This window comes from Streptomyces sp. NPDC048416 (assembly GCF_043200435.1).
Lineage (GTDB): Bacteria > Actinomycetota > Actinomycetes > Streptomycetales > Streptomycetaceae > Streptomyces.
Window position 1 is genome coordinate 65092 of the sequence record NZ_JBICXU010000001.1, and the last position, 26016, is coordinate 91107.

Below are 26016 nucleotides of genomic sequence, written 5' to 3' on the forward strand. Positions count from 1 at the left end.
CCCTTACGCGGGAACGATGTTCACCAGCTTCGGCGCCCGCACGATGACCTTGCGGATACCCGCTCCGGCCAGCGCCGCGACGACGGCGTCGTCGGCAAGCGCCAGCTTCTCCAGCTCGTCGTCGGAGATCGCGGGCGGCACCTCCAGGCGCGCCTTGACCTTGCCCTTGATCTGCACGACGCAGGTCACGGCCTCGTCCACGACGTACGCCGGGTCGGCGACGGGGAAGTCGTGGTGCACCACGGAGTCGGTGTGGCCCAGCTTGCGCCACAGCTCCTCGGCGATGTGCGGGGCCAGCGGCGCGACCAGCAGCACCAGCCGCTCGGCGACGGAGCGGGACAGCGGGCCGCCCGTCTTGGTCAGGTGGTTGTTCAGCTCGGTGATCTTGGCGATGGCGGTGTTGAACCGCAGCCCTGCCAGGTCGCCGCCGGCGCCGTCGATCGCCTTGTGCAGGGCGCGCAGGGTCGCCTCGTCGGGCTCGGCGTCGGTGACGGTGACCTCGCCGGTCGCCTCGTCGACGATGTTGCGCCACAGCCGCTGCAGCAGCCGGTACTGGCCGACGACGGCACGGGTGTCCCAGGGGCGCGAGACGTCCAGGGGGCCCATCGCCATCTCGTACAGGCGCAGGGTGTCGGCGCCGTACTCGGTGCAGATCTCGTCCGGAGTGACGGCGTTCTTCAGGGACTTGCCCATCTTGCCGAGCTCACGCTTGACGAGCTCGCCCTCGAAGAAGAACGTGCCGTCGCGCTCCTCGACCTCGGCGGCCGGCACCGGGAAGCCACGGCTGTCCCGGTAGACGTACGCCTGGATCATGCCCTGGTTGTAGAGCTTGTGGAACGGCTCCGCCGACGAGATGTGGCCCAGGTCGAACAGGACCTTGGACCAGAAGCGCGCGTACAGCAGGTGCAGTACGGCGTGCTCGGCGCCGCCGACGTACAGGTCGACGCCGCCGGTCGGCATGCCTTCGCGCGGGCCCATCCAGTACTGCTCGACGGCCGGGTCGACCAGCTTGTCGCTGTTGTGCGGGTCCAGGTAGCGCAGCTCGTACCAGCAGGAACCGGCCCAGTTGGGCATGGTGTTGGTCTCGCGGCGGTACTTCTTGACGCCGTCGCCCAGGTCCAGCTCGACGTTGACCCAGTCCTCGTTGCGGGACAGCGGCGTCTCCGGCGAGGTGTTGGCGTCGTTCGGCTCGAAGGTGCGCGGCGAGTAGTCGTCGACCTCCGGCAGTTCCAGGGGCAGCATCGACTCGGGCAGCGGGTGTGCGACGCCGTCCTCGTCGTAGACGATCGGGAAGGGCTCGCCCCAGTAGCGCTGGCGGCTGAACAGCCAGTCGCGCAGCCGGAAGTTGACGGTGCCTTCGCCGATGCCGCGCTCGGTCAGCCAGTCGGTCATCTTCGCCTTGGCCTCGACGACGCCCAGGCCGTCCAGGGAGATCTCGCCGTTGGCGGAGTCGACCAGCTTCGCCTCGTAGGAGGAGAACGCCTCGTCCCACGTCGAGGTGTCGGTGCCGCGGTCGTCGTCGGGCTGCACGACGCAGCGCATGGGCAGCTCGAAGGCGCGCGCGAAGGCGAAGTCACGGGTGTCGTGCGCCGGTACGGCCATGATCGCGCCGGTGCCGTACCCCATCAGCACGTAGTCGGCGATGAAGACGGGAACCTTTTCGCCGCTGACGGGGTTGGTGGCGAACGCGCCGGTGAAGACGCCGGTCTTCTCCTTGGCGTCGGCCTGGCGCTCCACGTCCGACTTGGCGGCGGCGAACGCGCGGTATGTGGCGACGGCCTCGGCCGGCGTGGCGTGCCCGCCGGTCCACACGTCGTGGGTGCCCTCGGGCCAGGCGGCCGGGACGATGGCGTCGACCAGCTCGTGCTCGGGCGCCAGCACCATGTAGGTGGCGCCGAACAGGGTGTCCTGGCGGGTGGTGAAGACCGTGATGGCGTCCGATTCGTTGACCTTGAAGTCGACGCGGGCGCCTTCGGAGCGGCCGATCCAGTTGCGCTGCTGGAGCTTGATGGCCTCGGGCCAGTCCAGGCCGTCCAGGTCGTCGATGAGGCGGTCCGCGTATGCGGTGATGCGCATGTTCCACTGGCGCAGCTTGGCCTTGAAGACGGGGAAGTTGCCGCGCTCGGAGCGGCCGTCCGCGGTAACTTCCTCGTTGGCCAGCACGGTGCCGAGACCCGGGCACCAGTTGACGGGCGCGTCGGAGGCGTACGCCAGGCGGTAGCCGCCCAGCACCTCGGCGCGCTCGGCGGCGCTCAGCGCGGCCCAGTCACGGCCGCCGGGGACCTCACGGCTGCCGTCCTCGAACGCGGCGACCAGGTCGGCGATCGGGCGGGCCTTCTGCGCGGCTGCGTCGTACCAGGAGTTGAAGATCTGCAGGAAGATCCACTGGGTCCACTTGTAGTACTCCGGGTCGATCGTCGCGATCGACCGGCGCTTGTCGTGGCCCAGACCCAGGCGGCGCAGCTGCCGCTTCATGTTGTCCATGGCGGCCTCGGTGGAGACCCGCGGGTGCGTGCCGGTGGCGACCGCGTGCTGCTCGGCGGGCAGGCCGAAGGCGTCGAAGCCGAGCGTGTGCAGCACATTGTGGCCGGTCATGCGCTGGTGGCGGGCGTAGACATCGGTGGCGATGTAGCCCAGCGGGTGACCGACGTGCAGCCCCGCGCCCGAGGGGTACGGGAACATGTCCATGATGAACTTTTTGGGGCGGGCGGCGACCGCTGGGTCTCCGGCCAGGTCACCCGTCGGGTTCGGCGCCGCGTAGGTGCCGTCGGCGTCCCAGAAGTCCTGCCAGCGTGCCTCGATGTCGGCGGCCATGGCCGCCGTGTAGCGGTGCGGCGCGGCCGTCTCTGCGGCGGCAGCGGTGTTCGTCTCGCTCATGTCCTCAAAGCTCCATCGATCGTCTCTGCCGGCGGTTACGAGCTTCGCTGGGCGATCCGTCGTCGGATCACCAAACGAAAAAACCCCTCGCACAGGAGGGGGCGCCGCGCCGAGTCCGACCGGATCTCTTCATCGGTCGGAGTGTTCAGCGCGGCTCGCTAAGCAGAAGGCGTACGGCACGCATGGCGTCAGGGTACCGCAGGCCCCTGAAGCCTCGCACGGAGTACCCACGGGGGGTGTGGGCGCCGCGGGGCGTGCGTACCCCCAGGGGGTGCCGGCAGCGTGCCCGCCGGGGGGCCGGGGCGAGGTTACTCCGCGTACCGCCCTCTTCTGGGGCAACCGCTCAAACCCCGTACCAGCCGGTATGGGGCGACCTAGCATGCCGCCACGGGACCGCTTTGCCGAACCATTCGGAGTCGCCCCACCATGAAACCTCGCAACCCTCGCAATCCGCTCGACCCGCACCATCCGCGCCAGAACCCCGCTCGGGGTCGCCCGGCCCGCAAAGGCGGGTTCTCCACGGCCGCACTGGGCGTCGTCGCCCTCCTCATACCGCCGCTGGCGCTCCTCGCGTCCGACGGACTGCGCGCCGCCCTGGACTTCACCTCCGGTGTCCTCTCCCTGGTCTCGCTGACCTCCTCCGTCGCCTGGGGCCTGCTCGCCACCGACCGGCTGTTCCTCACGACGCGTGACCGCCTCATGGCGCAGGCCGTCCACCGCGCGACCGCCATCGCCTCGATCGGTTTCCTCCTGCTGCACGTCACCCTGAAGATCGCGCTCGGCCATGTCGGGCTCCTCGGCGCGGTGGTGCCGTTCGGGCTCGGCATCACCGGTACGTCCGGGCTGATCGGCTTCGGCTCGCTCGCCGGGATCCTGATGGTCCTCACGGCCGTCACGGGCGCGATGCGCAGCGCCTTCACCACGCCGAGCCGCATCGCGGGGCGCTGGCGCGCGGTGCACATGCTCGCCTATCCCACGTGGTGCTCGGCCCTGGTGCACGGCCTGTACGCCGGGCGCCCGCCGGCCGGCTGGGTGGTCGCGATGTACGCCCTGAGCCTGGCGGGAGTGGCGGGCGCGCTGGCCGTACGCGCGCTGCCGCGGCCGGTGCAGCGCCGGATCGCCGCACGCCTGGCGCCCCTGCTGGCGCGCCCGGAGAACGAGCGCACCGAGCCGGCCACCGCCCCCGTACCTCCGCGGCCCGTGACGCCACCCTCTTATGAGGCGGCGTCCTACGAGACGGCTGCGTACGAGAGTGCCCCCTACGGGACGCCCGCATACGGAACGCCGTCCTACGACGTGCCCTCTTCCGGACCGGCCTCCTCCGGCGCGGCCTTCGAGGCGTCTTCCAGGGAGACCGCTTCCATCGCCGCGCCCTCTTATGAGGCGCTGCCGATGCATGAGGCGCAGGCGATGCACGAGGCGCGGGCGACGCAGCCCCCGCGGGCAGGCCGGGCCCCTCACGAACCCCTCGAAGAGACACGGCAGTTCGAGCCGGCGCAGGCCCTGTACGAACCCCCGCACGACGCGCCGCCCCGCTACCGGCCGGCCGCCCCGCCCAGCCGCACAGGTGCGGGCACGGGCATCTCGGCGGCCTACCGCGCGGTCTCCCTCGCCCCGCCCCCTCCCCCGGCCGCCCCTCCCGCCACCCGCTGGCCCGCGCCCTCGCCGCGCCCTCCCGAGCCGCTGCCCCGGACCGCGCCGGCCACGCCGTACCAGCCGCCGGCCGCCGGTGAGCCCTGGCACTCCCCGCCGGGCTCCGCCGCTGGAGAACGTCCGTGACGGTGCCCGCGACAGCAGGAGTACGACCATGAACAGCCCCCTCCCCGATGTACCCGAGGTCCGCGTCGTGGGCCTGCCCCATCTGACCGCGGGCTTCGACCTCGTCGAGCGTCTGGCGCTGCCCATGCACCTCAAGGTGCACGGGCCGCTGGAGCCGATCAACGGCGAGCAACTGGCTCAACTCGCCGACGACATCTCCCTGACCGGCCGCGGCGGCGCGGGATTCCCCTTCGGCCGCAAGCTGCGCGCGGTCGCCTCCGCCGCGATCCGGCGTGGGATACGCCCGGTCGTAGTCGTCAACGCGAGCGAGGGCGAGCCCGCCTGCCGCAAGGACACCGTCCTGGTGTGCAGGGCCCCCCATCTCGTCCTGGACGGTGCGCTGCTGGCCGCCGAGGCTTTGGGTGCGCGCACCCTGGTCGTCGCCGTCACGCGCGACTCCACGGAGGCGTCCGTGCGCGCCGCCCTCACCGAGCGCGGCCTCACCGACAAGCGCAGTGCTCCCCTGCGGGCCCGCGTGGTCCGCACCCCCGAGCGCATGGTGTCCGGCGAGGCATCGGCGGTGATCAGGGCGGTGGACGGCGGGCCCGCCCTGCCGCCGGGCCGGCGCGAGCGGGCCGCCGAATCGGGCGTCGGGGGAGCGCCGACGCTGCTCTCCAACGCGGAGACGTTCGCCCAGCTCGCCGTGGCCGCACGGCTGGGCCCCCGGCGTTTCGGCAACACCGGCGAGCCCACCGAGCCCGGCACCGTCCTGCTGACGGTCTCCGGTGCGGTCGCCCGCCCGATGGTCGTCGAGGTGCCCACCGGGGTGCCGCTGCGCTACGTCCTACAGCTGGCCGGCGCCCCGTCGCAGCCCCAGGGCGTCCTGACCGGCGGCTATCACGGCAGCTGGCTGAACGCGGTGGCCGCCCACGACGCGTCCCTCTCGCGCGCCTCCCTGTCGGCGCTGGGCGGCGCCCTCGGCGCGGGTGCCATCCTGCCGATCGGGCCGGGGACCTGCGCTCTGGGCGAGGCGCTGCGGGTCGCCATGTGGCTGGCCGCCGAGACGGCCGGCCAGTGCGGCCCGTGCAGACTCGGCCTGCCTGCCGCTGCTGCGGGGCTCGCCGATGTGCTGGGCGGCGGCGGTCCGGCCGCGCTTGAGGCGCTGCGCGAGGTGACGCGGGCGGTGAAGGGCCGCGGCGCGTGCAAGCATCCGGACGGCTCGGCCCGGTTCCTCGCATCGACCCTGGCGGCGTTCACGGACGATCTGGCGGCCCATGTGCTGGGCGGGGGCTGCGGCCGCCCGACCGTGGGCGTGCTGCCGCTGCCCGCCCCGGGCTACCAGGACGAGGGCGTACCCAGCGGCGAGAAGATGCTGGTCGACTGGACGCTCTGCGAGGGGCACGGCCTCTGCGCGGACATCGTGCCGGAGCTGATCCGGTTGGGGCCGGACGGCTATCCCCTGGTCGCCGACGCCACCGTGCCGATGCATCTGCGGGGGCGTGCGCAGCGGGCCGTACGCCGTTGTCCCGCGCTCGCGCTCCGGATCGAGCAGGCTCCGGCCGCGCTCCCCCAGGTCAGCCGCAAAGCCCTGGGCAGCGGCCGGAGTTGACCGTTTCCGACCATGACGACGCCCTCCAGGGAAGGCCGCACGCCAGTGGCCTTCCCTGGAGGGAGACGGCGACACAACAAAAAGAAGGCGGGCCATCCGATTCGGATGGCCCGCCTTCTCACTGTGGAGCTAAGGAGAATTGAACTCCTGACCTCCTGCATGCCATGCAGGCGCTCTACCAACTGAGCTATAGCCCCTTGTTTTCGCGCCGCCCGGTTTCCCCCGGCGACATCGAGAACATTACACGGTCACCCCGGTGGTTCACCAAATCGGTTTCCGTTCTGTACGGAGAAGGACGGGAACGTCCGTGTTCGTGCCCGTGAGGCTACTCGCGCGCACCGCCGCCCGCTTCCCCGCGTCCGTCATCTCGTGGCCCCGCTGTTCGCCCCCTCACCCCGCCCGGCGGCCCGCAGCCGCGGCGTTCCTGGTGATCGCGGCTGTCACCCGAAGGGGGTCCGGCGCCGGGAACTCTTCCCGCGTGGTGACCATTCGGGCCGCCCCGGTGTTCTGCCCGGCCACGGCGACGGCCGCCGTGGTGCTGCCGTGCGGCCAGGGGTCCCGCTGGGCGCCGTTCGGCGCCGCCTTCACCACGTACGCGCTGTGGTGGGTCCCGGCCACGTACGCGCTGCTGTGGGTCCCGGCCACGTACGCGCTGTGGCGGGTCCCGCATGGCACGGGTCGGCCCGAACTCGCGCAGGGCGGCGGCGAGATGGCACTCTCGGCGCTCTGTCCGCCGGCCGGGCCGCCCGGTCGGGCTTCCTCGGGTCGGCGGCGCTCAGGCCGTGGCGAAGGAGTAGAACCGCTTCAGCGTGCAGTGCGCCTCAAGGAGGCGGCCATAGATCGGCTCCCCTTCGAGTTCACGGTACGTCTCGATCGGGTCGCCCTTTATGATCAGCGCCCGGGCGCATTCCTCGCACCAGTACTGATAGTCGGTGTTGACCGGATCCATGTCCCTGACGATGGGCGTACCACTGCCGCACCAGTCGCATTTCCGCCTGTGTGCACCCATGTTCAGCTCCAGCTGTGGCCGCAGGCCGTGCACACGTAGGACACTCCGCCGTTGTCGCCGAGCATCTGGGCGACGTGGAAGGAGCCGCAGGAGGGGCAGCTCAGGCGGGCGCTGAGCTCCAGCGCTTCGGGGCCGCCGGACGGTTGCGGGAATTCTTCGCGAATCGCGGGCATCGCGCGCTCCCTCCCGTTCGGTCCGTCGTCCCCCTCCGGCCGTCCCGATTCTGCCATGTCCTCGCAAGGGGGTCAGTGCTGTCGGGGTACGAGACCGGCCGGTCCGCCCAGGACAGCCGCACCGCCCGGCGCGCGAGAGCATGCACCGGGCGCGCGGACGGGCCCGCACTCGGGGCGCGCCAACCGGGGCGGAGGCGTGACAGCCGCCCGAAGGGACAGCACACCGCGCGTGGGCGGAACAACATGCGGGACAACAGCGGAACAACAAGAAGATCCCGCCCCCATGAGGGGACGGGATCCGATTGTGGAGCTAAGGAGAATTGAACTCCTGACCTCCTGCATGCCATGCAGGCGCTCTACCAACTGAGCTATAGCCCCGCTGTTCGCTCTGTGTCCCGCTTCTTCGGCGGTCCCGCGCTGCGAACAAGAAGAACTCTAGCCTGTGACCTGCCGGAAAGTGAAATCCGGCCGTCACCACCCCTGAGCAGCGTTTAGTCGTCGTCGCCGAGGACCGGCTCGGGCAGCGTGCCGGCGTTGTGCTCCAGCAGACGCCAGCCGCGCGCGCCCTCGCCGAGCACGGACCAGCAGCAGTTGGTGAGCCCGCCAAGGCCCTCCCAGTGGTGCGCCTCAAGGCCCAGCAGCCGACCGATGGTGGTGCGGATGGTGCCGCCGTGGCTGACGACGACGAGGGTGCCGCCGTCGGGCAGCTTGTCGGCGTGGCGCAGCACGACCGGGGCGGCCCGGTCGGCGACCTCGGTCTCCAACTCGCCGCCGCCCCGCCGCACCGGCTCGCCGCGCTTCCACGCCGCGTACTGCTCGCCGTACCGGGCGACGATCTCCTCGTGCGTCAGCCCCTGCCAGGCGCCCGCGTACGTTTCCCGGAGACCCGAGTCGTGCTCGACCGGGAGACCGGTGACGGCCGCCAGCTCGGCGGCCGTGGCTGCGGCCCGCTGGAGATCGGAGGCGATGATCGCGTCCGGCTTCAGGGCGGCCAGCAGGCGGGCGGCCCGGTGGGCCTGGCCGACGCCGGTCTCGGTCAGCTCGATGTCCGTGGAGCCCTGGAAGCGGCGCTCCAGGTTCCAGGCCGTCTGGCCGTGCCGCCACAGGACTATCCGACGGCCGCGGCCGCTCCTGGTGGTGCCGTTCAGCTGAGCTCACCGTCCGTTTCGTCGGCGCCGGTGAGCGCGGCGTGCTCGGCCGCCTTGCCCCGGGTCTTCATGGCGTCGTCCGGCAGCGGGAGCTCGGGGCAGTCCTTCCACAGGCGTTCGAGCGCGTAGAAGACGCGCTCCTCGCTGTGCTGGACATGCACGACGATGTCGACATAGTCGAGCAGGATCCAGCGGGCGTCGCGGTCGCCCTCGCGGCGCACCGGCTTGGCGCCGAGCTCCTTGTTCAGCCGCTCTTCGATCTCGTCGACGATCGACTTGACCTGGCGGTCGTTGGGCGCGGAGGCGAGCAGGAAGGCGTCGGTGATCGACAGCACATCGCTGACGTCGTAGGCGATGATGTCGTGCGCGAGCCGGTCGGCAGCCGCCTGAGCGGCGGCGGTGATGAGCTCGATGGAACGGTCCGTGGCGGTCACAAGCAGGCTTTCGTCGGCGGTCAGATCGGATCAGATCGAATTCCAGGATCTCACGGACCGCCGACAGCCCCGAAAGGATTACCTGCGAGCTCTCACTTGGGGACCTTGTAGTCCTTGCCGATGACGACCGTCACGTCGGCGTTGGCAGCGGCATCGCCCTGCTTGACCGCGCTGTCCGGCAGTCCCAGCGTCTTGGCGACCTCGACGGCGTTCGCCTTCTTCGCCGCGTCCGCGTACAGGACCTGCGAGGTGGTCTGCGTGCCGGAGCTGCCGGCGTCGACGAAGGTGTAGCCGCCGTTGACCAGGGTGATCTGGGCGGACTCCGCCGCCTTGGCGTTGCCACCGGCGTTCCTGACGCCGACCCGCACCGCGGACCCCTGCTCCGAGCCTCCGCCCAGCTGACCGCCCAGGACGTCCTTGATCACGCTGTCACTGGTCTGCCGGCTCAGCGTGCCGTCCGGCTGCACCGGAAGCAGCGCCGTCTTGTACGCGCCGATCTTGGCGTGCTCGGCGAGCTTGGCGAGGGAGGCCCCGAGGTCGCTCTCGGGAAGCGAGGGGTCGAGGATCTGCGCGAGCGTCTGGACGGTGATGGTGGCCGCCTTCGGGTCGTCGGAGATCTTGCGCAGCACCCCGTACATCACCGCCCCGAAGCGTTGGAGCTGCTTGGTCTCGGCCTCACCGGCGCCGCGGTAGGTGGCGTAGGCGACGGCCATCCGGCCGGTGAGCGTCTGGTCGTCGCCCTTCTTCACCAGCGGGTCGTCGCCCTGCTTGGCACCGGGAACGTCCGCATCCGTACTGATGTCGATGTTTCCGACGAGATCGACGAGGTTTTCCAGGTACGGGGTGTCCAGCCGCCAGGTGCCGGTGATCTTGGCGCCGAGGAGGTTGGAGAGGGATTCCCGGGTGCCCTGCGAGCCGTCCGCGTCCACCGACTTGCCGAGGGTGGTGCGATTGCCGTCGTCGTCCGAGACGGCGAGCGAGTTGGGCAGCAGCACGGTGGTGCCCTGTTTGGTGGTCACGTTGTTGACGAGCAGCACGGTGGAGGTGCCGCCCGCCTGGGTGTTGTGCAGATGGACCACGATCACGTCGCGCTTCTGCGGCCCGGCCGTGGCGCCGCCCTTCTTCGCGTCGGAGGAGGACGAGGAACCGGGCAGCTTCCCGGCGAACCAGAGGTAGCCGACACCGCCCACCACGACCAGGACCAGCGCCACGACGAGCGCGACGACACGGTTGCGGCCGCGCCGCTTGGCCTCCTCGCGGCGCTCGCTGCGATTCTCGGTGAACTTCAGCCAGTCGATGACGTCGTCGGAGTCCTCGTCGGGCTCCTCGATGAAGGAGAACTGCTCGGTGCGGTAGTCGCGTTCGCCCTTCCCGCCGCCCTCGTCGCGCCGCTGCTGCGGCAGCACGGGCGCGGTCTGCGGCTCCGGCGCCGGCTCGGCGGCCGGGGGGGCCGCCTGGACGGGGGGCTGCTGCGCGGTCCCGTAGTCCTGGCCGAGGCTCTGCCCGTTGCCCTGCCCGTGTTCTTGACCGTGGCCCTGCCCGTAGGTGCTTCCGTAGCCGTTTGCCTGGTCCGGCTGCGGAAACTGCTGGGTCGCAGGGAACTCCTGTGGCTGCTGGGGCTGTTGCTGCGCGTAGGGGTCGTACGTCGACTGCTGCGGAACGTACGCCTGGTCGTACCCGTACCCCTGCTGTTGCCGTTGCTGTTGCTGTTGCTGTTGCTGCTGAGGTTCCTGAGGCTGCGCGTAGGGGTCGTACGTCGCCTGCTGCTGCGGCGGCACCTGCTGGTACACCGGCCGGCCGTACTCGTCGTATCCGACCAGCTGCACCTGGGGTGCGTGCGGGTCGTACTGGCGGTCGTTCACCGGTGGCCTTCTCTCACTCGCCGACGTACAGGCGCTACAGCTGGTCTCACTCGCCGCGGTACAGCTGGCGCTTGTCGATGTAGCGGACCACACCGTCGGGAACCAGATACCAGACGGGGTCGCCCTGCGCGACCCGTGCGCGGCAGCCCGTCGACGAGATGGCCAGCGCCGGCACTTCCACCAGCGAGACCCCGCCCTCGGGCAGCCCGTCGTCCGTCAGCACATGGCCGGGGCGGGTGACGCCGATGAAGTGGGCCAGCGAGAACAGCTCTTCGGCGTCCCGCCAGGTGAGGATCTGGGCCAGCGCGTCGGCGCCGGTGATGAAGAACAGGTCCGCGTCACTGTTGCGTTCGCGCAGGTCCCGCAGGGTGTCGATGGTGTACGTCGCCCCGCCGCGGTCGATGTCGATGCGGCTGACCGAGAACTGCGGGTTGGACGCGGTGGCGATGACCGTCATCAGATAGCGGTCCTCGGCCGGGGAGACCAGCTTGTGGCTCTTCTGCCAGGGCTGTCCGGTCGGTACGAAGACGACCTCGTCCAGATGGAACTGCGAGGCCACCTCACTGGCGGCCACGAGGTGTCCGTGATGGATCGGATCAAACGTTCCGCCCATCACACCGATGCGTCGCTTCACCGGACCGGTAGGCACTTCCTGCTCTCCCATGCGTGCAGAGCCTACTGGCCCGGCTCACGGCCCCGAATCAGCGGTCGCGGTTGAAGCGGGTGGTGATCCAGAGCAGCAGGAGCAGCACGAGCAGCGCGCCGCCGCCCGTCATCCAGGGCTGCAGGCTTTCGTGGTTGCCACCGTGCTCGGCGCCTTCGGCGAGCGAGACCAGGTTGGCGGCGGTGCTGTGGAGGCTCATCTTCGGCAGGACCTATCCGGGAGTCGGGGCGGAGACTTCGCCCACATCGTATGCGGGCGGTCCGGGCACGCTCACGCCGACTCAGTCGTTGTGGTTGTCGTCGCCGCCGTTCGAGCGGTATCCGCGCAGCAGGAACCAGGCCAGCAGCGCCGCTCCGACCATGGAGGCGACCAGCAGGATCCTCAGCGGCGCACCCAGCCCCTGGCCGGAGGCGGTGACGGTGGCGAGTGCAGTGACGACGTCCGGCGTGGCATCCGGCATGGCAGGTCTCCTCGAAGTTATCCACAGGCCCCCGGGCCACGGTATCGCCACCGCCTAATGTGGATGTCGTCAGGGGGACGAGCCAACACTCGAACGACAGGGGGCACCCATGACCGAGGACATCAACGACAACGTGCCGAGCAGGCAGCGGCGCAGGTTCCCCGGGATCTCCTCCCGGGCCTACGAGCACCCCGCGGACCGCTCGGCGCTGGTCGCGCTGCGCAAGCTGTCCGGCTTCGACACCGTCTTCAAGGCGCTGAGCGGGCTGCTGCCCGAGCGAAGCCTGAGACTGCTGTTCCTCTCGGACTCGGTGCGGGTGAGCGACGCCCAGTTCTCCCACCTCAACGACATGCTGCGGGACGCGTGTTACATCCTGGACCTGGAGAAGGTCCCCCCGATGTACGTCACGCAGAACCCCCAGCCGAACGCGATGTGCATCGGCCTGGACGAGCCGATCATCGTGGTCACGACCGGCCTGGTGGAGCTGCTGGACGAGGAGGAGATGCGCGCGGTCATCGGCCACGAGGTCGGCCACGCCCTCTCCGGCCACGCCGTCTACCGCACGATCCTGCTCTTCCTCACCAACCTGGCGCTGAAGATCGCCTGGATCCCGCTGGGCAACGTGGCGCTCATGGCGATCATCACGGCGCTGCGCGAATGGTTCCGCAAGTCGGAGCTTTCCGCGGACCGGGCCGGGCTGCTTGTGGGCCAGGACCTGCACGCCTCGATGCGGGGGCTGATGAAGATAGCCGGAGGCAATCACCTGCACGAGATGAACGTGGACGCGTTCCTGGAGCAGGCCGAGGAGTACGAGTCCGGGGGCGATCTGCGCGACTCCGTACTGAAGATCCTCAACGTGCTGCCCCGCTCCCACCCCTTCACCACGGTGCGCGCCGCAGAGCTGAAGAAGTGGGCGGAGACCCGCGACCACCAGCGCATCATGGACGGCCACTATCCGCGCCGCGACGAGGACAAGGACACCTCGGTGTCCGACTCCTTCCGGGAGTCCGCGGCGTCCTACGCCGACGCGGTCAAGAGCAGCAAGGACCCGCTGATGAAGCTGGTCGGCGACATCGCCGGCGGCACGGCCGACCTGGGCGGCAGGCTGCGCGACAAGTTCACCGGGGCGGGTGCGGGCACGCGTCCCTCGGACACGGCGGCCGGACCGGATGCGCCGGCGCCCGACGACAAGCCCGGCCAGAACGGCCAGAACGGTCACGGGGAGGGCTGACGGCGAGGGAAGGCTGACGGCGCGACGAAGGGCTGACGGCGCGACGGGGGGGGGTGACGGCGACTGGAGGGGGGATACGGGGCCCGATGGCCGGCCGGCCGGTTTCAGCCGGTGGCGGGGGAAGGCTGGGCGCCCGGGGCCAGGGTGGCGCAGAGGGCGTCGGGGGCGGGGCCGATCGCGTACGGATCGGTGGCGGCCGGACCCTGGGCGCCGGCCCGCTCTCCCGCCAGGAGCGGTTGCAGCAGGCCCCCGGCATCGGCCGAGCAGGCCTGCGGCCCGGCCTCCACGGTGCTGGTCTGCAACTCGGTGCGGTTCAGCCGCAGGTCCTCGCGGTCGAGCCGGAAGTGCAGCTCGCGGCGGACCATGAACAAGGACGCGTCGCCCGCGTGCGGGCCGTCGCCGGCCGGGCGCAGGGCGTAGACGAAGACGTGGTCGGTACTGACGTCGAGGGCGTCCGAGCCGACCTCCGCATAGCTCATCTCGCCCTGGACGCGTACGTGAGGGTCGGCCAGTGCCACCTTGGCCGGGTCGAAGCGCACCAGCCAGCCGGTGGCGGAGTGCCTGCCGTCCTCGGCCGGAGTGGCCAGACTCTGGTCGAACTGGGCCATCAGGTCGGGGTCGAGCAGCACCCGGACCTGCCGGGCCGGGCCTCCGGCGAGCACGGCGGGATCCAGGGACGATTTGATCAGGTAGTCCTTGGCGATGGAGAGCGCGTCCATGACCTGGGCCTCGGAGAAGTGCGCGGTCTTGGCCGCCGGGGGCAGGTTGATTCCGGCGCCGCCGGTGCGGAACGCGGCGGCCGGGCTGTGCGCGAAGAGCTGGTCGGCGTCGCCGCCGGGCACGGGGCCCTGGGGGGCGAGGGGGACCACGGCCATCCGCAGCTCCTCGGGCCGGCTGGTGGGCGGTGGCTCGTAGGGGTGCCGGACGCCCATGTAGATGGCGGTACTGAAGGCGAGGAGGAGCAGCAGGACCAGGGCGATGGCGGGCTTGGAGGAGGCCCGCAGGGACCAGCTGGGGCGGGAGCGTACGGCCCGCGCGTGCTCGCGCATGCGCTCTTGGGCGGAGAACTCCTGGAGGCGGGCAGCGCGGACGAACGATTCGTCGAAGACGACGGACCGATACTCGTCGTCACCTCCGCCGGGGAGGCCCTCAGGTGTCCCCTCGGGTGGCACTTCACGCCCTGCCATACCTTCAGGGTAGGTCTGGTGAGGGAAAGGTAAACGCGCTGGTCCACCACAAGTTGCGATGAGTTCCCGCAAGGCGGTTCAGGCGCTGCTCAGGGCGTGGGCCAGGTGAGACGCCAGGGGCTGGTGCGCCCTCTTGCCGGGGCCGGCCGGGAGGCGCGCGGCAGGCTTCGCCCGGCCCGTCCCGACCCTGCCCCGACCCTGCCGGCTCGGCCCGGTCCGGGCCTGGTGAGAAGGGGCCGCGGGGTCGTGCTCCGCGCCCCGTACGGAACCCGGGAGCGCGGCCGGTACCGGAGGGCGGGCCGCGGGGCCGTGCCCGCGCTCCCTACGGCACCCGGGGCGCGGCCGGTACCGCCGGTGTCCGGAAGGCGGCCGAGGCCTGGGCCGAGGCCGAGGCGTGGGCGGAGCTCAGGGGTGGGGCGGAGGGTGGGGTGGGGGCGGGGGGCGGGGGGAGCCCCCCGGTCCCCGAGCCATCCCCTGGGACCAATGCCCGATCGTCACCGTCGCCCACCCCCGCGCCCACCCCGGCGCCAGGCCCGTCGTCCGCGCCCGGGCCGCCCCCGGCGCCCGGCCCGTCGCCCGCACCCGGGCCCGCGGCGTTCGTCGGGTTGTCCACGTTGCTGGTGGCGGGGGGTGGTGCCTGGTCGTCGTGGTCGGACGACGCACCGCGGTAGACGGCCGAGAAGGCGAGGGCGACCATGCCGATGCCCATGATCACGGCCAGGAGCCAGGCGATGGGGCGGTGCCAGCGGGCGCGGCCGCGGTAGGGGCGCAGGCGGCCGCCGAAGCGGCCGTAGGGGCCGGCTTCGGCGCCGCCGGACAGGCCGGGGCCGCCGAGGTCGTCCGGGTCGCGGCCCAGGCGGTAGGGGTCGTAGCCCTCGCCGAACAGTTCGTCGTCGGGGGCTCCGGCGCCGGCTCGGGCGCGGGCGGCCTCCGCTTCGGCGCGGGCCTGTGCGGCGGCGAGCAGACGCTCGACGGCACTGGGTTCATGGATTGCGGCGGCGCGTACGAAGTCCTCGTCGAACACCACGGAGGCGAAGTCATCGTCCGCGCCCCCGCGGTCGTCGTCTGGCTCCCAGCCGTCCGGGAACGGCCCGCCCCCTACGTCGTCCGGCACGCGTTCAGGGTAGCCCCCGGGCGGGCGGTTTGGGCAGCCAGTGGCCGAACTGGGCGCTCCCGGACAGGAGTTGTCATCGCCTACCGGATGCGCCGGGGGAGGCGTCGCCGTCACCTACCGGAGGTGCGAGAAAGGAGTCGTCATCGCCCACCGAATGCCGCGTAAGGAGCGAGTCGTCGCCACCTACCGGATATGGCCGTCGCCGGTCACGATGTACTTGGTGGAGGTCAGTTCGGGCAGGCCCATGGGGCCGCGGGCGTGCAGCTTCTGGGTGGAGATGCCGATCTCGGCGCCGAAACCGAACTGGCCTCCGTCGGTGAACCGGGTCGAGGCGTTGACGGCGACGGTGGTGGAGTCCACGAGCTGGGTGAAGCGGCGCGCTGCGGCCTGGGACGTGGTGACGATGGCCTCGGTGTGTCCGGAGGTCCACTGCCGGATGTGGGCGACGGCGGCGTCGAGTGAGTCGACGACGGCGGCGGCGATGTCGTACGACAGGTACTCCGTCTCCCAGTCCTCGGGCGTGGCCTGGACGACGGTGGCCTTGGAGGCTCCGGCGTGGGCCCGCACCCGTTCGTCGGCGTGGACGGTGACGCCGGCCTCGGCGAGCGCGTCCAGGGCGCGCGGCAGGAAGGCGTCCGCGATGTCCTGGTGGACGAGGAGGGTTTCGGCGGAGTTGCAGACCGAGGGGCGCTGGGCCTTGGAGTTGATCAGGATGTCGACGGCCATGTCGAGGTCGGCCTGTGCGTCGACGTACACGTGGCAGTTGCCGGTGCCGGTCTCGATGACGGGGACGGTGGACTGTTCGACGACGGTGCGGATCAGGGAGGCGCCGCCGCGCGGGATGAGGACGTCGACGAGGCCGCGGGCGCGCATCAACTCGCTTACGGAGTCGCGGGATTGGCCGGGGACGAGCTGGATCGCGTCGGCGGGCAGGCCGGCGGCGGCGACGGCGTCGCGCAGGACGCCGACCAGGGCGGTGTTGGAGGCGTACGCCGAGGACGAGCCGCGCAGCAGGACCGCGTTGCCGGACTTGAGGCAGAGGGCGGCGGCGTCCACGGTCACATTGGGGCGGGCTTCGTAGATGATGCCGACGACGCCGAGCGGGACGCGGATCTGGCGCAGGTCGATGCCGTTGGGCAGGGTCGAGCCGCGTACGACTTCGCCGACCGGGTCGGGCAGGGCCGCCACGTCGCGCACGTCGGAGGCGATGGCGGCGATCCGCTCGGGGGTCAGGGTGAGCCGGTCGATGACGGTGTCGCTGGTGCCGGCCTCGCGGGCCTTGGCGACGTCGACGGCGTTGGCCTCGACGATTTCGGCGGTCCGCGCTTCGAGGGCGTCCGCGATCGCGTGCAGCACCTCGTCCTTGACGGCGCGCGGAAGTGGCGCGATCTCGGCGGCCGCGGTGCGCGCCCGGTGGGCGGTCTGTGTGACCGGGGACGTGTCGTCGTGCGGGGAGGCCGGGGTGGGCGAGGAGTGCGAAGCCATGTCCGCAGACTAATGGGCGGCGGGCGGGCGTTTCGCCCCGGTTCCATTCCCCGAGACGGTGTCGGGCCGGGGCCAGAAGGCGCGGACGCCGACAGGCGCCGCCCGTAACCACTCCCCCGCACCGTGTCCGCCCGGGGCCAGAAGGCGCAGACGCCGACAGGCGCCATCGGTGTCCACTCCCCGGCACCGTGTCCGGCCCGGGGCCAGAAGGCGCGGACGCCGACAGGCGCCGCCCGTAACCACTCCCCCGCACCGTGTCCGCCCGGGGCCAGAAGGCGCAGACGCCGACAGGCGCCATCGGTGTCCACTCCCCGGCACCGTGTCCGGCCCGGGGCCAGAAGGCGCGGACGCCGACAGGCGCCGCCCGTAACCACTCCCCCGCACCGTGTCCCCCCGGGACCAGAACGCGCAGACGCCGACAGGCGCCGCCCGTAACCACTCCCCCGCACCGTGTCGGGCGGGGTCAGAAGGGGTGGACGCCGACGGGGGCTGCCGGGGGTGGTCCGTAGCCTTCGGCGAGCCGCTGGTGGTAGGTGCCGCGGTCGATGACTTCGAGGCCGACGATCTCCCAGGGCGGGAGTCTGGCGGTGGAGCGGTGTTCGCCCCACAGGCGCAGGGCGACGGCGGCCGCGTCGTGGAGGTCGCGGGCCTCTTCCCAGTAGCGGATTTCGGCGTGGTCGTGGGCGTAGCGGCTGGTCAGCAGGAAGGGGTGGTCGTGGGCGAGCTGTTCGAGGCCGCGGCGGACCTCTTGCAGTGGTGTGTCGGTTCCCGAGACGCTGAGCGTGATGTGCCACAACCTGGGGGTGTCCCCGGGCTCGGCGGGTGCGTCGCCGCGTTCGGCGTCGGCTCCCGTCCCCACGCTGGTCAGGGTCCGCTCAGCCGTCGTCCCTCGGGGCGCCGCCCCTGGGCGCGCTCGTCTCACCGGCGGCCTCCTGTGCTGCTGTGTGCGATGCGGTGCGGTACTGCGCGGATTGGTGGTCCGTGCGTACGTCCGCTTCAAAGTTGACCAGCCCGAGGCCGGGCGCGGGGCGGTTTTCCTGAAGGTGTCTGTCTTATGGCTGGACTTTCAGCCGTTTCAGGGGTGGAGGACGACCAGATCGTCCCTGTGTACGACTTCGCGCTCGTAGCCGGGGCCGAGTTCGCGCGCGAGGTCGTGGGTGGAGCGGCCGAGGAGTTGGGGGATCTCCTTGGCGTCGAAGGTGACGAGGCCGCGGGCGACGGCCCGGCCTTTCAGGTCGCGCAGTTCGACGGGGTCGCCTGCGGCGAACTCGCCCTCGACGGCGGCGATTCCGGCGGGGAGCAGGGATTTGTGGCCGTCGACGATGGCGCGTACGGCTCCGTCGTCGAGGATGAGGGCGCCTTGCGGGGTGGAGGCGTGGGCGAGCCACAGGAGCCGGTCGGCGGAGCGGCGTCCGGTGCGGTGGAAGTGGGTGCCGGTGGCGCGGCCGGCCAGCGCGTCGGCGGCGCGGCTCGCGGAGGTGAGGACAACGGGGATGCCGGCGGCGGCGGCGATCCGGGCGGCCTCGACCTTGGTGACCATGCCGCCGGTGCCGACTCCTGCCTTGCCCGCGCTGCCGATCTGGACGTGGGCGATGTCGTCGGGGCCGCGCACTTCGTCGATGCGGGTGGTGCCGGGCTTGGCGGGGTCGCCGTCGTAGAGGCCGTCGACGTCGGAGAGCAGGATCAGCAGATCGGCGCGTACGAGGTGGGCGACGAGGGCGGCGAGGCGGTCGTTGTCGCCGAAGCGGATCTCGTCGGTGGCGACGGTGTCGTTCTCGTTGACGACGGGCAGCGCGCCCATGGCCAGGAGCTGGTCCAGGGTGCGGTAGGCGTTGCGGTAGTGGGCGCGGCGGCTGGTGTCGTCGGTGGTGAGCAGGACCTGTCCGACGCGTACGCCGTAGCGGGCGAAGGAGGCGGTGTAGCGGGCGACGAGGAGGCCTTGGCCGACGCTGGCGGCGGCCTGCTGGCGGGCGAGGTCCTTGGGGCGGCGGCGCAGTCCGAGGGGGGCGAGGCCGGCGGCGATGGCGCCGGACGAGACGAGGACGATGTCCTTCTCGCCGCCGCCGCGCGCCTTGGCGAGCACGTCGACCAGGGCGTCGACCCGGTCCGCGTCGAGGCCGCCGGACGCGGTGGTGAGTGAGGAGGAACCGATCTTGACTACGATGCGGCGGGCCTGTGCCACCTGCTGCCTTGCCACTGTCACACGGTGAAATCTATGCCAGGGGGGCCGGGTGGCGCTTGGAAGTCCCAGTCGGCGGACAGCCTCCCCGGGATCGGACGGAGGGTCTTTAAGCTCGAAAAAACGCGAAAAGTACGGAACCTGTGATGCGTCGGGGTGGTGAAGCCCACATGGCCATACCGTGCGGCTATATGCCGTCGAGGCAAATTTCGGGTCAGAGGTGAAACCTCTGGCGCCGCCGCCCCCTCCCTTTTGATGACTGGTTCGAACAACTCCATGGCGGGCTCCCCGGGGGACGTGGGGCACATGGATGCAACAAGGAGCGTGCCGGATGCCGTCGTCACCACCTCGTCGACGTCTGCTGCGGGTCGCCGGGGGCGGCCTCGTGGCGGCGCCACTCGCGTATGGCGGATGGCGGTGGCTCGCGCCACGCGGCGGATCGGGGGCGCAGGGGTCTTCCGCGGGGACCACGACGGGCAAACCCGCCTCGGACGCGGCCGATCAGGCGTATCTGCATGTGATCGCGCATGCGGACGACAGCATCTACTTCATGAATCCGGATCTGGAGCAGTCGATTCGCAGCGGCGCTCTTTCGGTGACGGTGTGCATGACCAGTGGCGAGTCGGACGGCCGCAACCTGCCGGGCAAGTCCCCGCAGTTCAAGACGGCGCGGACGGACCGTCCCGGGTTCGCGCGGGCGCGGATAAACGGGCTGCGCGCGGCCAATGCCCTGATGGCGACGGGTGATGACAACAGTCCGTGGACGGTGGAGCCGGTGGAGTTGCTGCCCGGGTTCCGTTCCGAGCTGCACTATTTGCAGGCTGCTCCGCATGTGCAGTTGATCTACATGGGGCTGTGCGAGGCGCGTTATGTGAGCGTGCCGCGTCCGGTGAGCATGCGGGGTCTGTGGCTGGGTGCGATCAAGGAGCTGCCGACGCTGCCGGGCACGGGCAGCACGGTGGGGATGCCGCGCGCCTACACGCGTGACCAGATCATCGATGCCCTGGCGGCGGTGATTGCGCGGGTCGATCCGACGGTGATACGGACGCTGGATCCCACGCCGATGCACGCGCCGCGGGAGACGGTGGCGATGATGAGCGCGCCGACGATATTGCGCGGTCTGAGCTATCTGGACCATCAGGACCACACCTCGTCGGCCCGGTTCATGCAGGCGGCCATGGAGCGGTACTGGGGCGCGGGCACGCGGCGTGCCGCGTCCGTGTCCAACTACGTCGGTTATCCCACGAACTACACGCCGCCGTCCCTGGACGCGGCGACCACGCGGCGTACCTCGCAGCTTCTGAACGCGTACGGCTGGGTGGACCATCGCGACTGCGGTGATCCGGCGGGTTGTGGCGATTTGAAGGTGGGGGGCAATGGCCTGAAGGGCGGCGGGGCCGGCTGGGCGCGCGGCACCCGTACGCGCACGCCGGGCACGTCGCGCTGGGTCGCGCCGCTCAAGGACGGCCGGCTCGCGGCGTTCGCGGTGCTGAACGGGGCGGTGCGCTGCTGGGTGGAGCAGGCGGCGGGCAAGGGCCCGTGGGTGGGGCCGTTCGACGCGGTGGGCAGTGCAGGTGGTCCGCTGGATCCGCAGGTGGAGGTCGTGCGCCTGCAAGACGGAACGCTTCAGCTGTTCGCGGCGCGTACGGTTCTGCCGTTCGGCGGGCACAAGCACCACAGGGAGCTGGTGTGTGTCCGCCAGAGCGGGATCGGCGCCGACGGGGTGCCGACGTTCGGTGCCTGGACGTCGTTGGGGGCGCCGGACACGCTGCCCGACAAGACCTTGGAGACGGGCTATCCGGTGGCCGCGGTCGCCCCGGACGGCACGGTGCACGTCCTGGCGCGGAACTGGGCCGGTGACATCGCTCTGCGCAGTGGCCGGGACGGCCAGGGCTGGGGGCCCTGGCGGCTCCTGGACCATCCGGCGGGCAAGCCGCCGCCGCATCCGCTGGTGGTGGAGGGCGTCGACGCGCTGGTCGATGCGTCGGGCCGGCTCCATGTGGCGGCGCCGATTGCCAAAACGGTGCTGCACTGGGTGTCTGCGGCGCCGGGCGGGCTGCCGGAGTTGTCGGAGCCGACGGGTCTGACGCCGTCGGGCAGCGCGGTGAGTCTTGTCGCGGACGGCAAGGGCGGCGTGTGCGTGGCGTACCGCCAGGCGGGCACCGCCCAGGTGACCTTCGGTTCCCCCGCGGGCGGGTCGGGTCCGTGGAAGGTGGCGCGGCGTGCCCCGGTGGGCGGTTACGGCCGGGTCGCGGTGGCCCGGCTCACCGGGCACGGTGCGCCGCTGGTCGTGGCGGCGAGGGACGACCAGGGCCGGGTGGTCCTGTCCTCGCACGAGTCGACGGGGCCGGACGGCTGGGAGGTGCCGGGGATGCAGTTCGTGGGGATACCGGGCCTGGCGCAGGACTCGGCGGGCCGCGGGGTGGTCGCGGCGCTCGGCACGGACGGCCGGTTGTACACCGCCCGCCAGAGCAGGCCGGGCGCCCGTTTCGGCGAGTGGTCGGCGGCGGCGCACGAGAGCGAGGGCAACCGCGTCTAGCGGGCACGCGAAGAGGGGCGGGCCCGCGAAGGGGCGGGCACGTGAAGGGGGCGGGCACGTGAAGGGGGCGGGTACCGATCGGTGTCCGCCCCCTTCGCGTGGCGGGCGCCGTAAGGGCCCGCAAAGGGCCCGAAGGGTCCGCCACTTCACCGCGGTCCTCGGCAGGTGCCGTGCGTCCGCTACTTCACCGGGATTTTCGGCGCGGCGGTTTCGGGCTCGTCCCTCTCTTGGTGGCGGGGCACCAGAATCCGACGGGACAGCACATAGGTGAACGGGATCGCCACCACGGCGGCGGCCAGCGGGGCGATCGTCTTGTTCATGCCGACCCAGTGCACCAGCGCGAAGAGCCCGGCGCTCTGCACCACGAAGTTGGTGACGTTGGTGAGCGGGAAGAGCAGGAACTTCTTCCAGGTCGGCGTGGTGCGGTAGGTGAAGTAGGTGTTCAGGAAGAACGAGCCGACCATGCTGAGCAGGAAGCCGATGGTGTACGCGACGAAGTACGGCAACTGTGCGAGGTGGAGCAGCGGCCAGTAGAAGGCGTAGAAGGTGCAGGTGTTGACGGCGCCGACGAAGCCGAACCGGATCACCTGCTGGAGCTGACCGGACATCAGACCACCTTGTCCGTCCGGTCGTCGCTCAGCGATCCACGCAGCGGCTCGCGCAACGGCTCGCGCAGCGCGTCACGTGAGGAACCGCGCGATGCTTCCCGTCCGGGCGCCCGTCGCTGGACGCCCTCGGGCTCGCCGGGGAAGCCGTGTGCCTCCTTGACCAGGAAGTGCGGGCGGCGCTTGGTCTCGTAGTAGATGCGGCCGATGTACTCGCCGATCAGGCCCAGCATCACCATCTGCACGCCGCCGAGCCCGACGATGATCGCGACGAGGGTGACATAGCCGGGGGTGCTGACGCCGTAGGCGATGGCGGCGACGATGATCCACAGGGCGTAGGCGGCGCCGATGCCCGCGAGCAGGAGTCCGACCCAGATCGCGATGCGCAGCGGCCGGTTGTTGAAGGAGATCAGGCCGTCCATGCCGTAGTTCAGCAGGGAGCCGAACTTCCACTTGGTCTCGCCGGCTTCGCGCTGGGCGTTCTGGTAGTCGAAGTGGACGGTGTCGAAGCCGATCCAGGAGAACAGGCCCTTGGAGAAGCGGTTGTACTCGCCGAGCGAGAGCAGCGCGTCGACGGCGGACCGCGACAGCATGCGGAAGTCGCCCACGCCGTCGGTGAGTTCGACGTCCACCCACCGGTTGACCGCGCGGTAGTAGATGCTGCTCAGCGCGGAGCGGACCTTCTTGTCGCCTTCGCGGGTGCGGCGGGCGATGATCTGGTCGTGGCCGAGCTGGTAGAGGTCGATCATCCGCTCGATGAGCTCGGGCGGGTGCTGGAGGTCGGCGTCCATGATGACGACGGCGTCGCCGGTGGCCTGGCGCAGTCCGGCGAGCATGCCGGCCTCCTTGCCGAAGTTGCGGCTGAAGGAGACGTAGCGGGTGGCGTCGGGGTGCTTTTCGGCCAGGGCGCGCAGATGGATGAGGGTGTTGTCGCGGCTGCCGTCGTCCACGTAGCAGATCTCGTACTCGATGCTGAGGGTGTCGAGCACGCTGCGGGTCTTGGCGTCGAACTGGTCGATGACCGCGTCTTCGTTGTAACAGGGGACGACGACCGACAGCTTCATCATCAGTGCTTTCCATGGGGGGAAGTGGTGGAGGAGCGACGGGAGGACCGGGTGCGGATCACGCCGCCGGCCCCCACGGCGAGCAGGGCCACCAGCGCCAGGCCGCTCGCGAGGAGCCCGGGTTTGAGCCCGGGGGTCCCGTACGAGCACGAGACCCGGGATCCACCGTCACCGAGACTCACGGCCATCAGCCCGCCCAGGGTAGCGGGGGCCCGCGCGGCGCCGCCGTCGACCGAGCACTGCCAGCCGGTGACGGCGGGCGTGGAGATGACGGCGGTGCCGGTGGTGCCCTTGCGGAAGGTGGCGGCGATCGAGTGTCCGCCGGCCGTGACCTCCAGGGGGGCCGTGGCTTTGAGCTTCTGCACGGCGGCTCCGAGCTTGCCACGGTCCAGGCACCCGACCGGGAACTTCGGGATGTCCTGCACCTTGTGGGTGCCCAACGCGACGGTGAACGTGCCGCCGGCCGGGACGGTGCCGAGCGGGAGCAGGGTGTTGCTCGTCATGGTGGCGCGGCCGTGCTGTTCGCTGGTGGATCCGAGCGCCTGGATGCTGCCGGCGTACCAGGGCGCGTACCAGAAGGCCTGGGTGCCGGGGGTGCAACGGGCGCTGAACGTCGTCCACTTGTCGCCCGTGGCGTTGCCGCTCAGGTGCCAGTCGCCGCCGGGCCGGGTGGCGGGTGCGGGGCCGCCGGCCGGGATGAGCGCGGGTACGTCGTAGACGGAGGAGCCCAGTACCCGCTCCTGGCGGGCGAAGAGCGAGGCGTCGTGGGTGTGGGCGTCGGTTGCGGTGCCGGGGCGCAGGGTGACCACGGGCGGGGCCGCCACGGTTTTCCGGGTGAACCCGTCGGTGTTCTTGGCCCAGTCGAGGTAGCTGCTGACGCCCATGATGGCGCGGCCGACCGGGTCGGTGAAGCTCAGGGTGTGGCGGCCCTGGATGTACCAGCCGGCGCCGAGCCCGTGCAGCGTGGCGGCGGTCTTGGCCGGGACGTAGCTGCTGTAGTACGAGCCGCCTTCGCCGCCGAGCAGCAGCGGGTCGTTGTTGGCGAACTCGTGGGGGCCCGGGTCGCTGCGCGTGGCGGGCCAGTCGTCGTGGGCGCGGACGGCGTCGTGGGCGGCGCGGGAGTGTGCGTCCAGGGTCCGCTTCGGGCTCCACCAGGCGCTGCTGTCGCGGATCACGGTGACCGAGAAGACGGTGTACGCGGTGGAGAGGAACACGGTGCAGGCGAGCACGCCGGTGAGCGCGGCGCGCGGCCCGCGCTCGCCGCGGTGGCGGTGCAGCAGCAGGAGCAGCACCAGGACGAGCAGTCCGCCGCCGATGGTGAGGATCCAGGTGGCCCGCGCCATGTAGAGGCTGCGGGCGCCGAGTGCCACCACCACGGCGGTCACCGCGGCCCCGTACAGAAGTTCTCTGGGGCGCGGGCGGCGGGCCAGTGCCATCCAGGCGACGATCACGAGCATCGCGGTGAGCGCGATGGAGGCGCGGTAGGGGCTGCCGTTGGGCATGGCGAGGCCGTGCCAGAGCAGGATCGTCGGCGTCCAGATGTAGGAGAGCGCGACGAGGACGAGCAGGACGCACCAGGCGATGCGCTCCTTGGCGGGCACCCGCCGGACGAAGGGGAGGGTGAGGACGAGGAGCAGCGGCAGGATGCCGACCGAGACCTGGGGGGCGGGTGCGAGGAGTCCGCCGGGCAGCAGGTGGGCCAGGTAGTCGGTGGCGTCGGGGGGCCCGGCGTAGGTGGCGTCGGGCGCGGGCTGGGAGAGTTTGCTCGCTTTGAGGCCGACGGTCAGGACGGGCGCGGCGAGCGCGATGCCGGTGGCGGTCATGGCGGCGGCCCGCGCCAGGGCGTTCAGGCGCTGCCGGGCGGGGGTGTCCTCCAGGACGAGGCGGACCGCGAAGACCAGACCCATGCCGATGGTGGCCATCGCGGCGATGTAGAAGTTGCCGGCCCAGGACGCGAAGACGAGGAGGGTGGCGAGGATCCAGTGGCGTCCGCGCAGGCACCAGTCGGATGCGATGCCGAGCAGGGGGAAGGCGGCGAGGCCCCACATCCACATGGGGTCGGAGAATCCGTCGGAGATCATCCAGGCGCTGACCGCGTAGCCGACCGAGAGCAGGGCGCGCAGCCAGGGCGAGCCGGGGCGCAGGCGGCCGAGCAGGACGGTCATGAGGAACGCGGCGAGGCCGACGCTGAGCAGCGTGACCAGGAAGACCGGCAGCTCCACCTGGTCGCGCGGGAAGAACCCGACGATCCAGGAGAACGGGTTCATCAGGTAGGTGAAGAAGTCCCCGAGGAAGGGGACGCCGAAGCCGCTGCTCCAGTTGAAGACGAGGTCTGAGGAGGTGTTCCCGCGCAGCAGGTCCCACAGGTGCGCGTGGAAGGGTACGAACTGGTTGCCGAGGTCGTTGACGGCGCGGGAGCGCGATCCGAAGGGATAGGTGCCGTGGACGGCCGTCGCCAGGCAGTAGGCGGCCATGGAGAGCACGGCCGACAGGGTCGCCGCGACCGTCTGGGTCCCGGGGAGCTTCCTGCGGGGGCGGCCGGATCGTTGGGTGGTCGCCGGTCCCGCGGGGGAGGTTTTCAGCACCGTGCCTTCTCGTTCGTTCGCCGTGTGTCTGCT

21 protein-coding genes, 2 tRNA genes and 1 pseudogene are annotated in these 26016 nt (G+C 71.3%); 4 read left to right on the forward strand and 20 right to left on the reverse strand.

What is annotated here, in order from left to right; all coding sequences use genetic code 11:
- Positions 1-3: 3 nt before the first annotated feature.
- A complete protein-coding gene (leuS, locus tag ACGFW5_RS00290; RefSeq protein ID WP_393831892.1) occupies positions 4-2877 on the reverse strand; it encodes a leucine--tRNA ligase in 2874 nt (957 codons plus the stop codon).
- A 426-nt stretch (positions 2878-3303) separates the two neighbouring features.
- On the opposite strand from leuS, the gene ACGFW5_RS00295 reads away from it, so the two are divergent.
- Positions 3304-4656, forward strand: coding sequence for a hypothetical protein (locus ACGFW5_RS00295; RefSeq protein ID WP_393831893.1), 1353 nt, complete (start codon positions 3304-3306; stop codon positions 4654-4656).
- A 28-nt stretch (positions 4657-4684) separates the two neighbouring features.
- Positions 4685-6244 (forward strand): NADH-ubiquinone oxidoreductase-F iron-sulfur binding region domain-containing protein, encoded by a 1560-nt coding sequence (locus ACGFW5_RS00300; RefSeq protein ID WP_393831894.1) that lies wholly within the window; start codon positions 4685-4687, stop codon positions 6242-6244.
- 124 nt (positions 6245-6368) lie between these two features.
- Here ACGFW5_RS00300 and ACGFW5_RS00305 read toward each other — a convergent pair.
- The 11 genes from ACGFW5_RS00305 to ACGFW5_RS00355 form a co-directional block, all read right to left on the reverse strand.
- Positions 6369-6441, reverse strand: a tRNA-Ala gene (locus ACGFW5_RS00305).
- Between the two features lie 193 nt (positions 6442-6634).
- Complete coding sequence (locus ACGFW5_RS00310) at positions 6635-6889, reverse strand: hypothetical protein (protein WP_393831895.1); 255 nt, start codon at positions 6887-6889, stop codon at positions 6635-6637.
- A 130-nt stretch (positions 6890-7019) separates the two neighbouring features.
- Positions 7020-7253: a hypothetical protein gene (locus ACGFW5_RS00315; protein WP_053726163.1), complete on the reverse strand. Its 234-nt coding sequence runs from the start codon at positions 7251-7253 to the stop codon at positions 7020-7022.
- A gap of 2 nt (positions 7254-7255) precedes the next feature.
- Positions 7256-7426 (reverse strand): hypothetical protein, encoded by a 171-nt coding sequence (locus tag ACGFW5_RS00320; protein ID WP_393831896.1) that lies wholly within the window; start codon positions 7424-7426, stop codon positions 7256-7258.
- Between the two features lie 305 nt (positions 7427-7731).
- Positions 7732-7804 (reverse strand) — tRNA-Ala (locus ACGFW5_RS00325).
- Positions 7805-7917: 113 nt separating this feature from the next.
- On the reverse strand, positions 7918-8574 hold the full coding sequence (locus tag ACGFW5_RS00330; RefSeq protein ID WP_393832335.1) for a histidine phosphatase family protein: 657 nt from the start codon (positions 8572-8574) through the stop codon (positions 7918-7920).
- Positions 8571-9008, reverse strand: coding sequence for a ribosome silencing factor (rsfS, locus tag ACGFW5_RS00335; protein ID WP_100578254.1), 438 nt, complete (start codon positions 9006-9008; stop codon positions 8571-8573). Before rsfS ends, ACGFW5_RS00330 begins: the two co-directional genes overlap by 4 nt.
- Positions 9009-9100: 92 nt before the next feature.
- Positions 9101-10870 carry an LCP family protein gene (locus ACGFW5_RS00340; protein WP_393831897.1) on the reverse strand — a complete coding sequence of 590 codons (1770 nt, stop codon included), beginning with the start codon at positions 10868-10870 and terminating at the stop codon, positions 9101-9103.
- A gap of 46 nt (positions 10871-10916) precedes the next feature.
- Positions 10917-11534 carry a nicotinate-nucleotide adenylyltransferase gene (gene nadD, locus ACGFW5_RS00345; RefSeq protein WP_393831898.1) on the reverse strand — a complete coding sequence of 206 codons (618 nt, stop codon included), beginning with the start codon at positions 11532-11534 and terminating at the stop codon, positions 10917-10919.
- A 37-nt stretch (positions 11535-11571) separates the two neighbouring features.
- A complete protein-coding gene (locus ACGFW5_RS00350; protein WP_393831899.1) occupies positions 11572-11733 on the reverse strand; it encodes a hypothetical protein in 162 nt (53 codons plus the stop codon).
- An 81-nt stretch (positions 11734-11814) separates the two neighbouring features.
- A complete protein-coding gene (locus tag ACGFW5_RS00355) occupies positions 11815-11994 on the reverse strand; it encodes a hypothetical protein (protein ID WP_393831900.1) in 180 nt (59 codons plus the stop codon).
- A 109-nt stretch (positions 11995-12103) separates the two neighbouring features.
- On the opposite strand from ACGFW5_RS00355, the gene ACGFW5_RS00360 reads away from it, so the two are divergent.
- On the forward strand, positions 12104-13225 hold the full coding sequence (locus tag ACGFW5_RS00360; RefSeq protein ID WP_393831901.1) for a M48 family metallopeptidase: 1122 nt from the start codon (positions 12104-12106) through the stop codon (positions 13223-13225).
- A gap of 104 nt (positions 13226-13329) precedes the next feature.
- Here the strand turns inward: ACGFW5_RS00360 and ACGFW5_RS00365 are convergent, their stop codons facing one another.
- From ACGFW5_RS00365 to proB, 5 genes and pseudogenes are all read right to left on the reverse strand, one after another.
- Positions 13330-14412 carry a hypothetical protein gene (locus ACGFW5_RS00365; protein ID WP_393831902.1) on the reverse strand — a complete coding sequence of 361 codons (1083 nt, stop codon included), beginning with the start codon at positions 14410-14412 and terminating at the stop codon, positions 13330-13332.
- Positions 14413-14977: 565 nt separating this feature from the next.
- Positions 14978-15526 (reverse strand): annotated as a pseudogene (locus ACGFW5_RS00370) (hypothetical protein); the annotation flags it as partial.
- Between the two features lie 183 nt (positions 15527-15709).
- The gene (locus ACGFW5_RS00375) at positions 15710-17011 is read right to left on the reverse strand and encodes a glutamate-5-semialdehyde dehydrogenase (protein ID WP_393831903.1); all 1302 of its coding nucleotides are present in this window, start codon (positions 17009-17011) and stop codon (positions 15710-15712) included.
- Between the two features lie 463 nt (positions 17012-17474).
- Positions 17475-17933: a hypothetical protein gene (locus tag ACGFW5_RS00380; RefSeq protein WP_393831904.1), complete on the reverse strand. Its 459-nt coding sequence runs from the start codon at positions 17931-17933 to the stop codon at positions 17475-17477.
- 153 nt (positions 17934-18086) lie between these two features.
- Complete coding sequence (proB, locus tag ACGFW5_RS00385; protein ID WP_393831905.1) at positions 18087-19214, reverse strand: glutamate 5-kinase; 1128 nt, start codon at positions 19212-19214, stop codon at positions 18087-18089.
- A 307-nt stretch (positions 19215-19521) separates the two neighbouring features.
- Here proB and ACGFW5_RS00390 point away from each other — a divergent pair, with 307 nt between their 5' ends.
- Positions 19522-21729, forward strand: a complete 2208-nt coding sequence (locus ACGFW5_RS00390; RefSeq protein WP_393831906.1) for a PIG-L family deacetylase — start codon at positions 19522-19524, stop codon at positions 21727-21729.
- A gap of 179 nt (positions 21730-21908) precedes the next feature.
- Here ACGFW5_RS00390 and ACGFW5_RS00395 read toward each other — a convergent pair whose 3' ends face one another.
- The 3 genes from ACGFW5_RS00395 to ACGFW5_RS00405 are packed head-to-tail and all read right to left on the reverse strand — an operon-like array spanning position 21909 to position 25983.
- Positions 21909-22337, reverse strand: coding sequence for a GtrA family protein (locus ACGFW5_RS00395; protein ID WP_393831907.1), 429 nt, complete (start codon positions 22335-22337; stop codon positions 21909-21911).
- Positions 22337-23398, reverse strand: a complete 1062-nt coding sequence (locus tag ACGFW5_RS00400) for a glycosyltransferase family 2 protein (protein ID WP_393832336.1) — start codon at positions 23396-23398, stop codon at positions 22337-22339. Before ACGFW5_RS00400 ends, ACGFW5_RS00395 begins: the two co-directional genes overlap by 1 nt.
- 2 nt (positions 23399-23400) lie before the next feature.
- Positions 23401-25983 carry a YfhO family protein gene (locus ACGFW5_RS00405; protein ID WP_393831908.1) on the reverse strand — a complete coding sequence of 861 codons (2583 nt, stop codon included), beginning with the start codon at positions 25981-25983 and terminating at the stop codon, positions 23401-23403.
- Between the last annotated feature and the right edge of the window lie 33 nt (positions 25984-26016).

Coding starts and splice junctions, on each gene's coding strand:
- leuS (WP_393831892.1), bottom strand. CDS start 2,877: ATGAGCGAGACGAACACCGCTGCCGCCGCAGAGACGGCCGCGCCGCAC.
- ACGFW5_RS00295 (WP_393831893.1), top strand. CDS start 3,304: ATGAAACCTCGCAACCCTCGCAATCCGCTCGACCCGCACCATCCGCGC.
- ACGFW5_RS00300 (WP_393831894.1), top strand. CDS start 4,685: ATGAACAGCCCCCTCCCCGATGTACCCGAGGTCCGCGTCGTGGGCCTG.
- ACGFW5_RS00315 (WP_053726163.1), bottom strand. CDS start 7,253: ATGGGTGCACACAGGCGGAAATGCGACTGGTGCGGCAGTGGTACGCCC.
- ACGFW5_RS00320 (WP_393831896.1), bottom strand. CDS start 7,426: ATGCCCGCGATTCGCGAAGAATTCCCGCAACCGTCCGGCGGCCCCGAA.
- nadD (WP_393831898.1), bottom strand. CDS start 11,534: ATGGGAGAGCAGGAAGTGCCTACCGGTCCGGTGAAGCGACGCATCGGT.
- ACGFW5_RS00350 (WP_393831899.1), bottom strand. CDS start 11,733: ATGAGCCTCCACAGCACCGCCGCCAACCTGGTCTCGCTCGCCGAAGGC.
- ACGFW5_RS00355 (WP_393831900.1), bottom strand. CDS start 11,994: ATGCCGGATGCCACGCCGGACGTCGTCACTGCACTCGCCACCGTCACC.
- ACGFW5_RS00360 (WP_393831901.1), top strand. CDS start 12,104: ATGACCGAGGACATCAACGACAACGTGCCGAGCAGGCAGCGGCGCAGG.
- ACGFW5_RS00365 (WP_393831902.1), bottom strand. CDS start 14,412: ATGGCAGGGCGTGAAGTGCCACCCGAGGGGACACCTGAGGGCCTCCCC.
- ACGFW5_RS00375 (WP_393831903.1), bottom strand. CDS start 17,011: ATGGCTTCGCACTCCTCGCCCACCCCGGCCTCCCCGCACGACGACACG.
- ACGFW5_RS00390 (WP_393831906.1), top strand. CDS start 19,522: ATGCCGTCGTCACCACCTCGTCGACGTCTGCTGCGGGTCGCCGGGGGC.
- ACGFW5_RS00395 (WP_393831907.1), bottom strand. CDS start 22,337: ATGTCCGGTCAGCTCCAGCAGGTGATCCGGTTCGGCTTCGTCGGCGCC.
- ACGFW5_RS00400 (WP_393832336.1), bottom strand. CDS start 23,398: ATGAAGCTGTCGGTCGTCGTCCCCTGTTACAACGAAGACGCGGTCATC.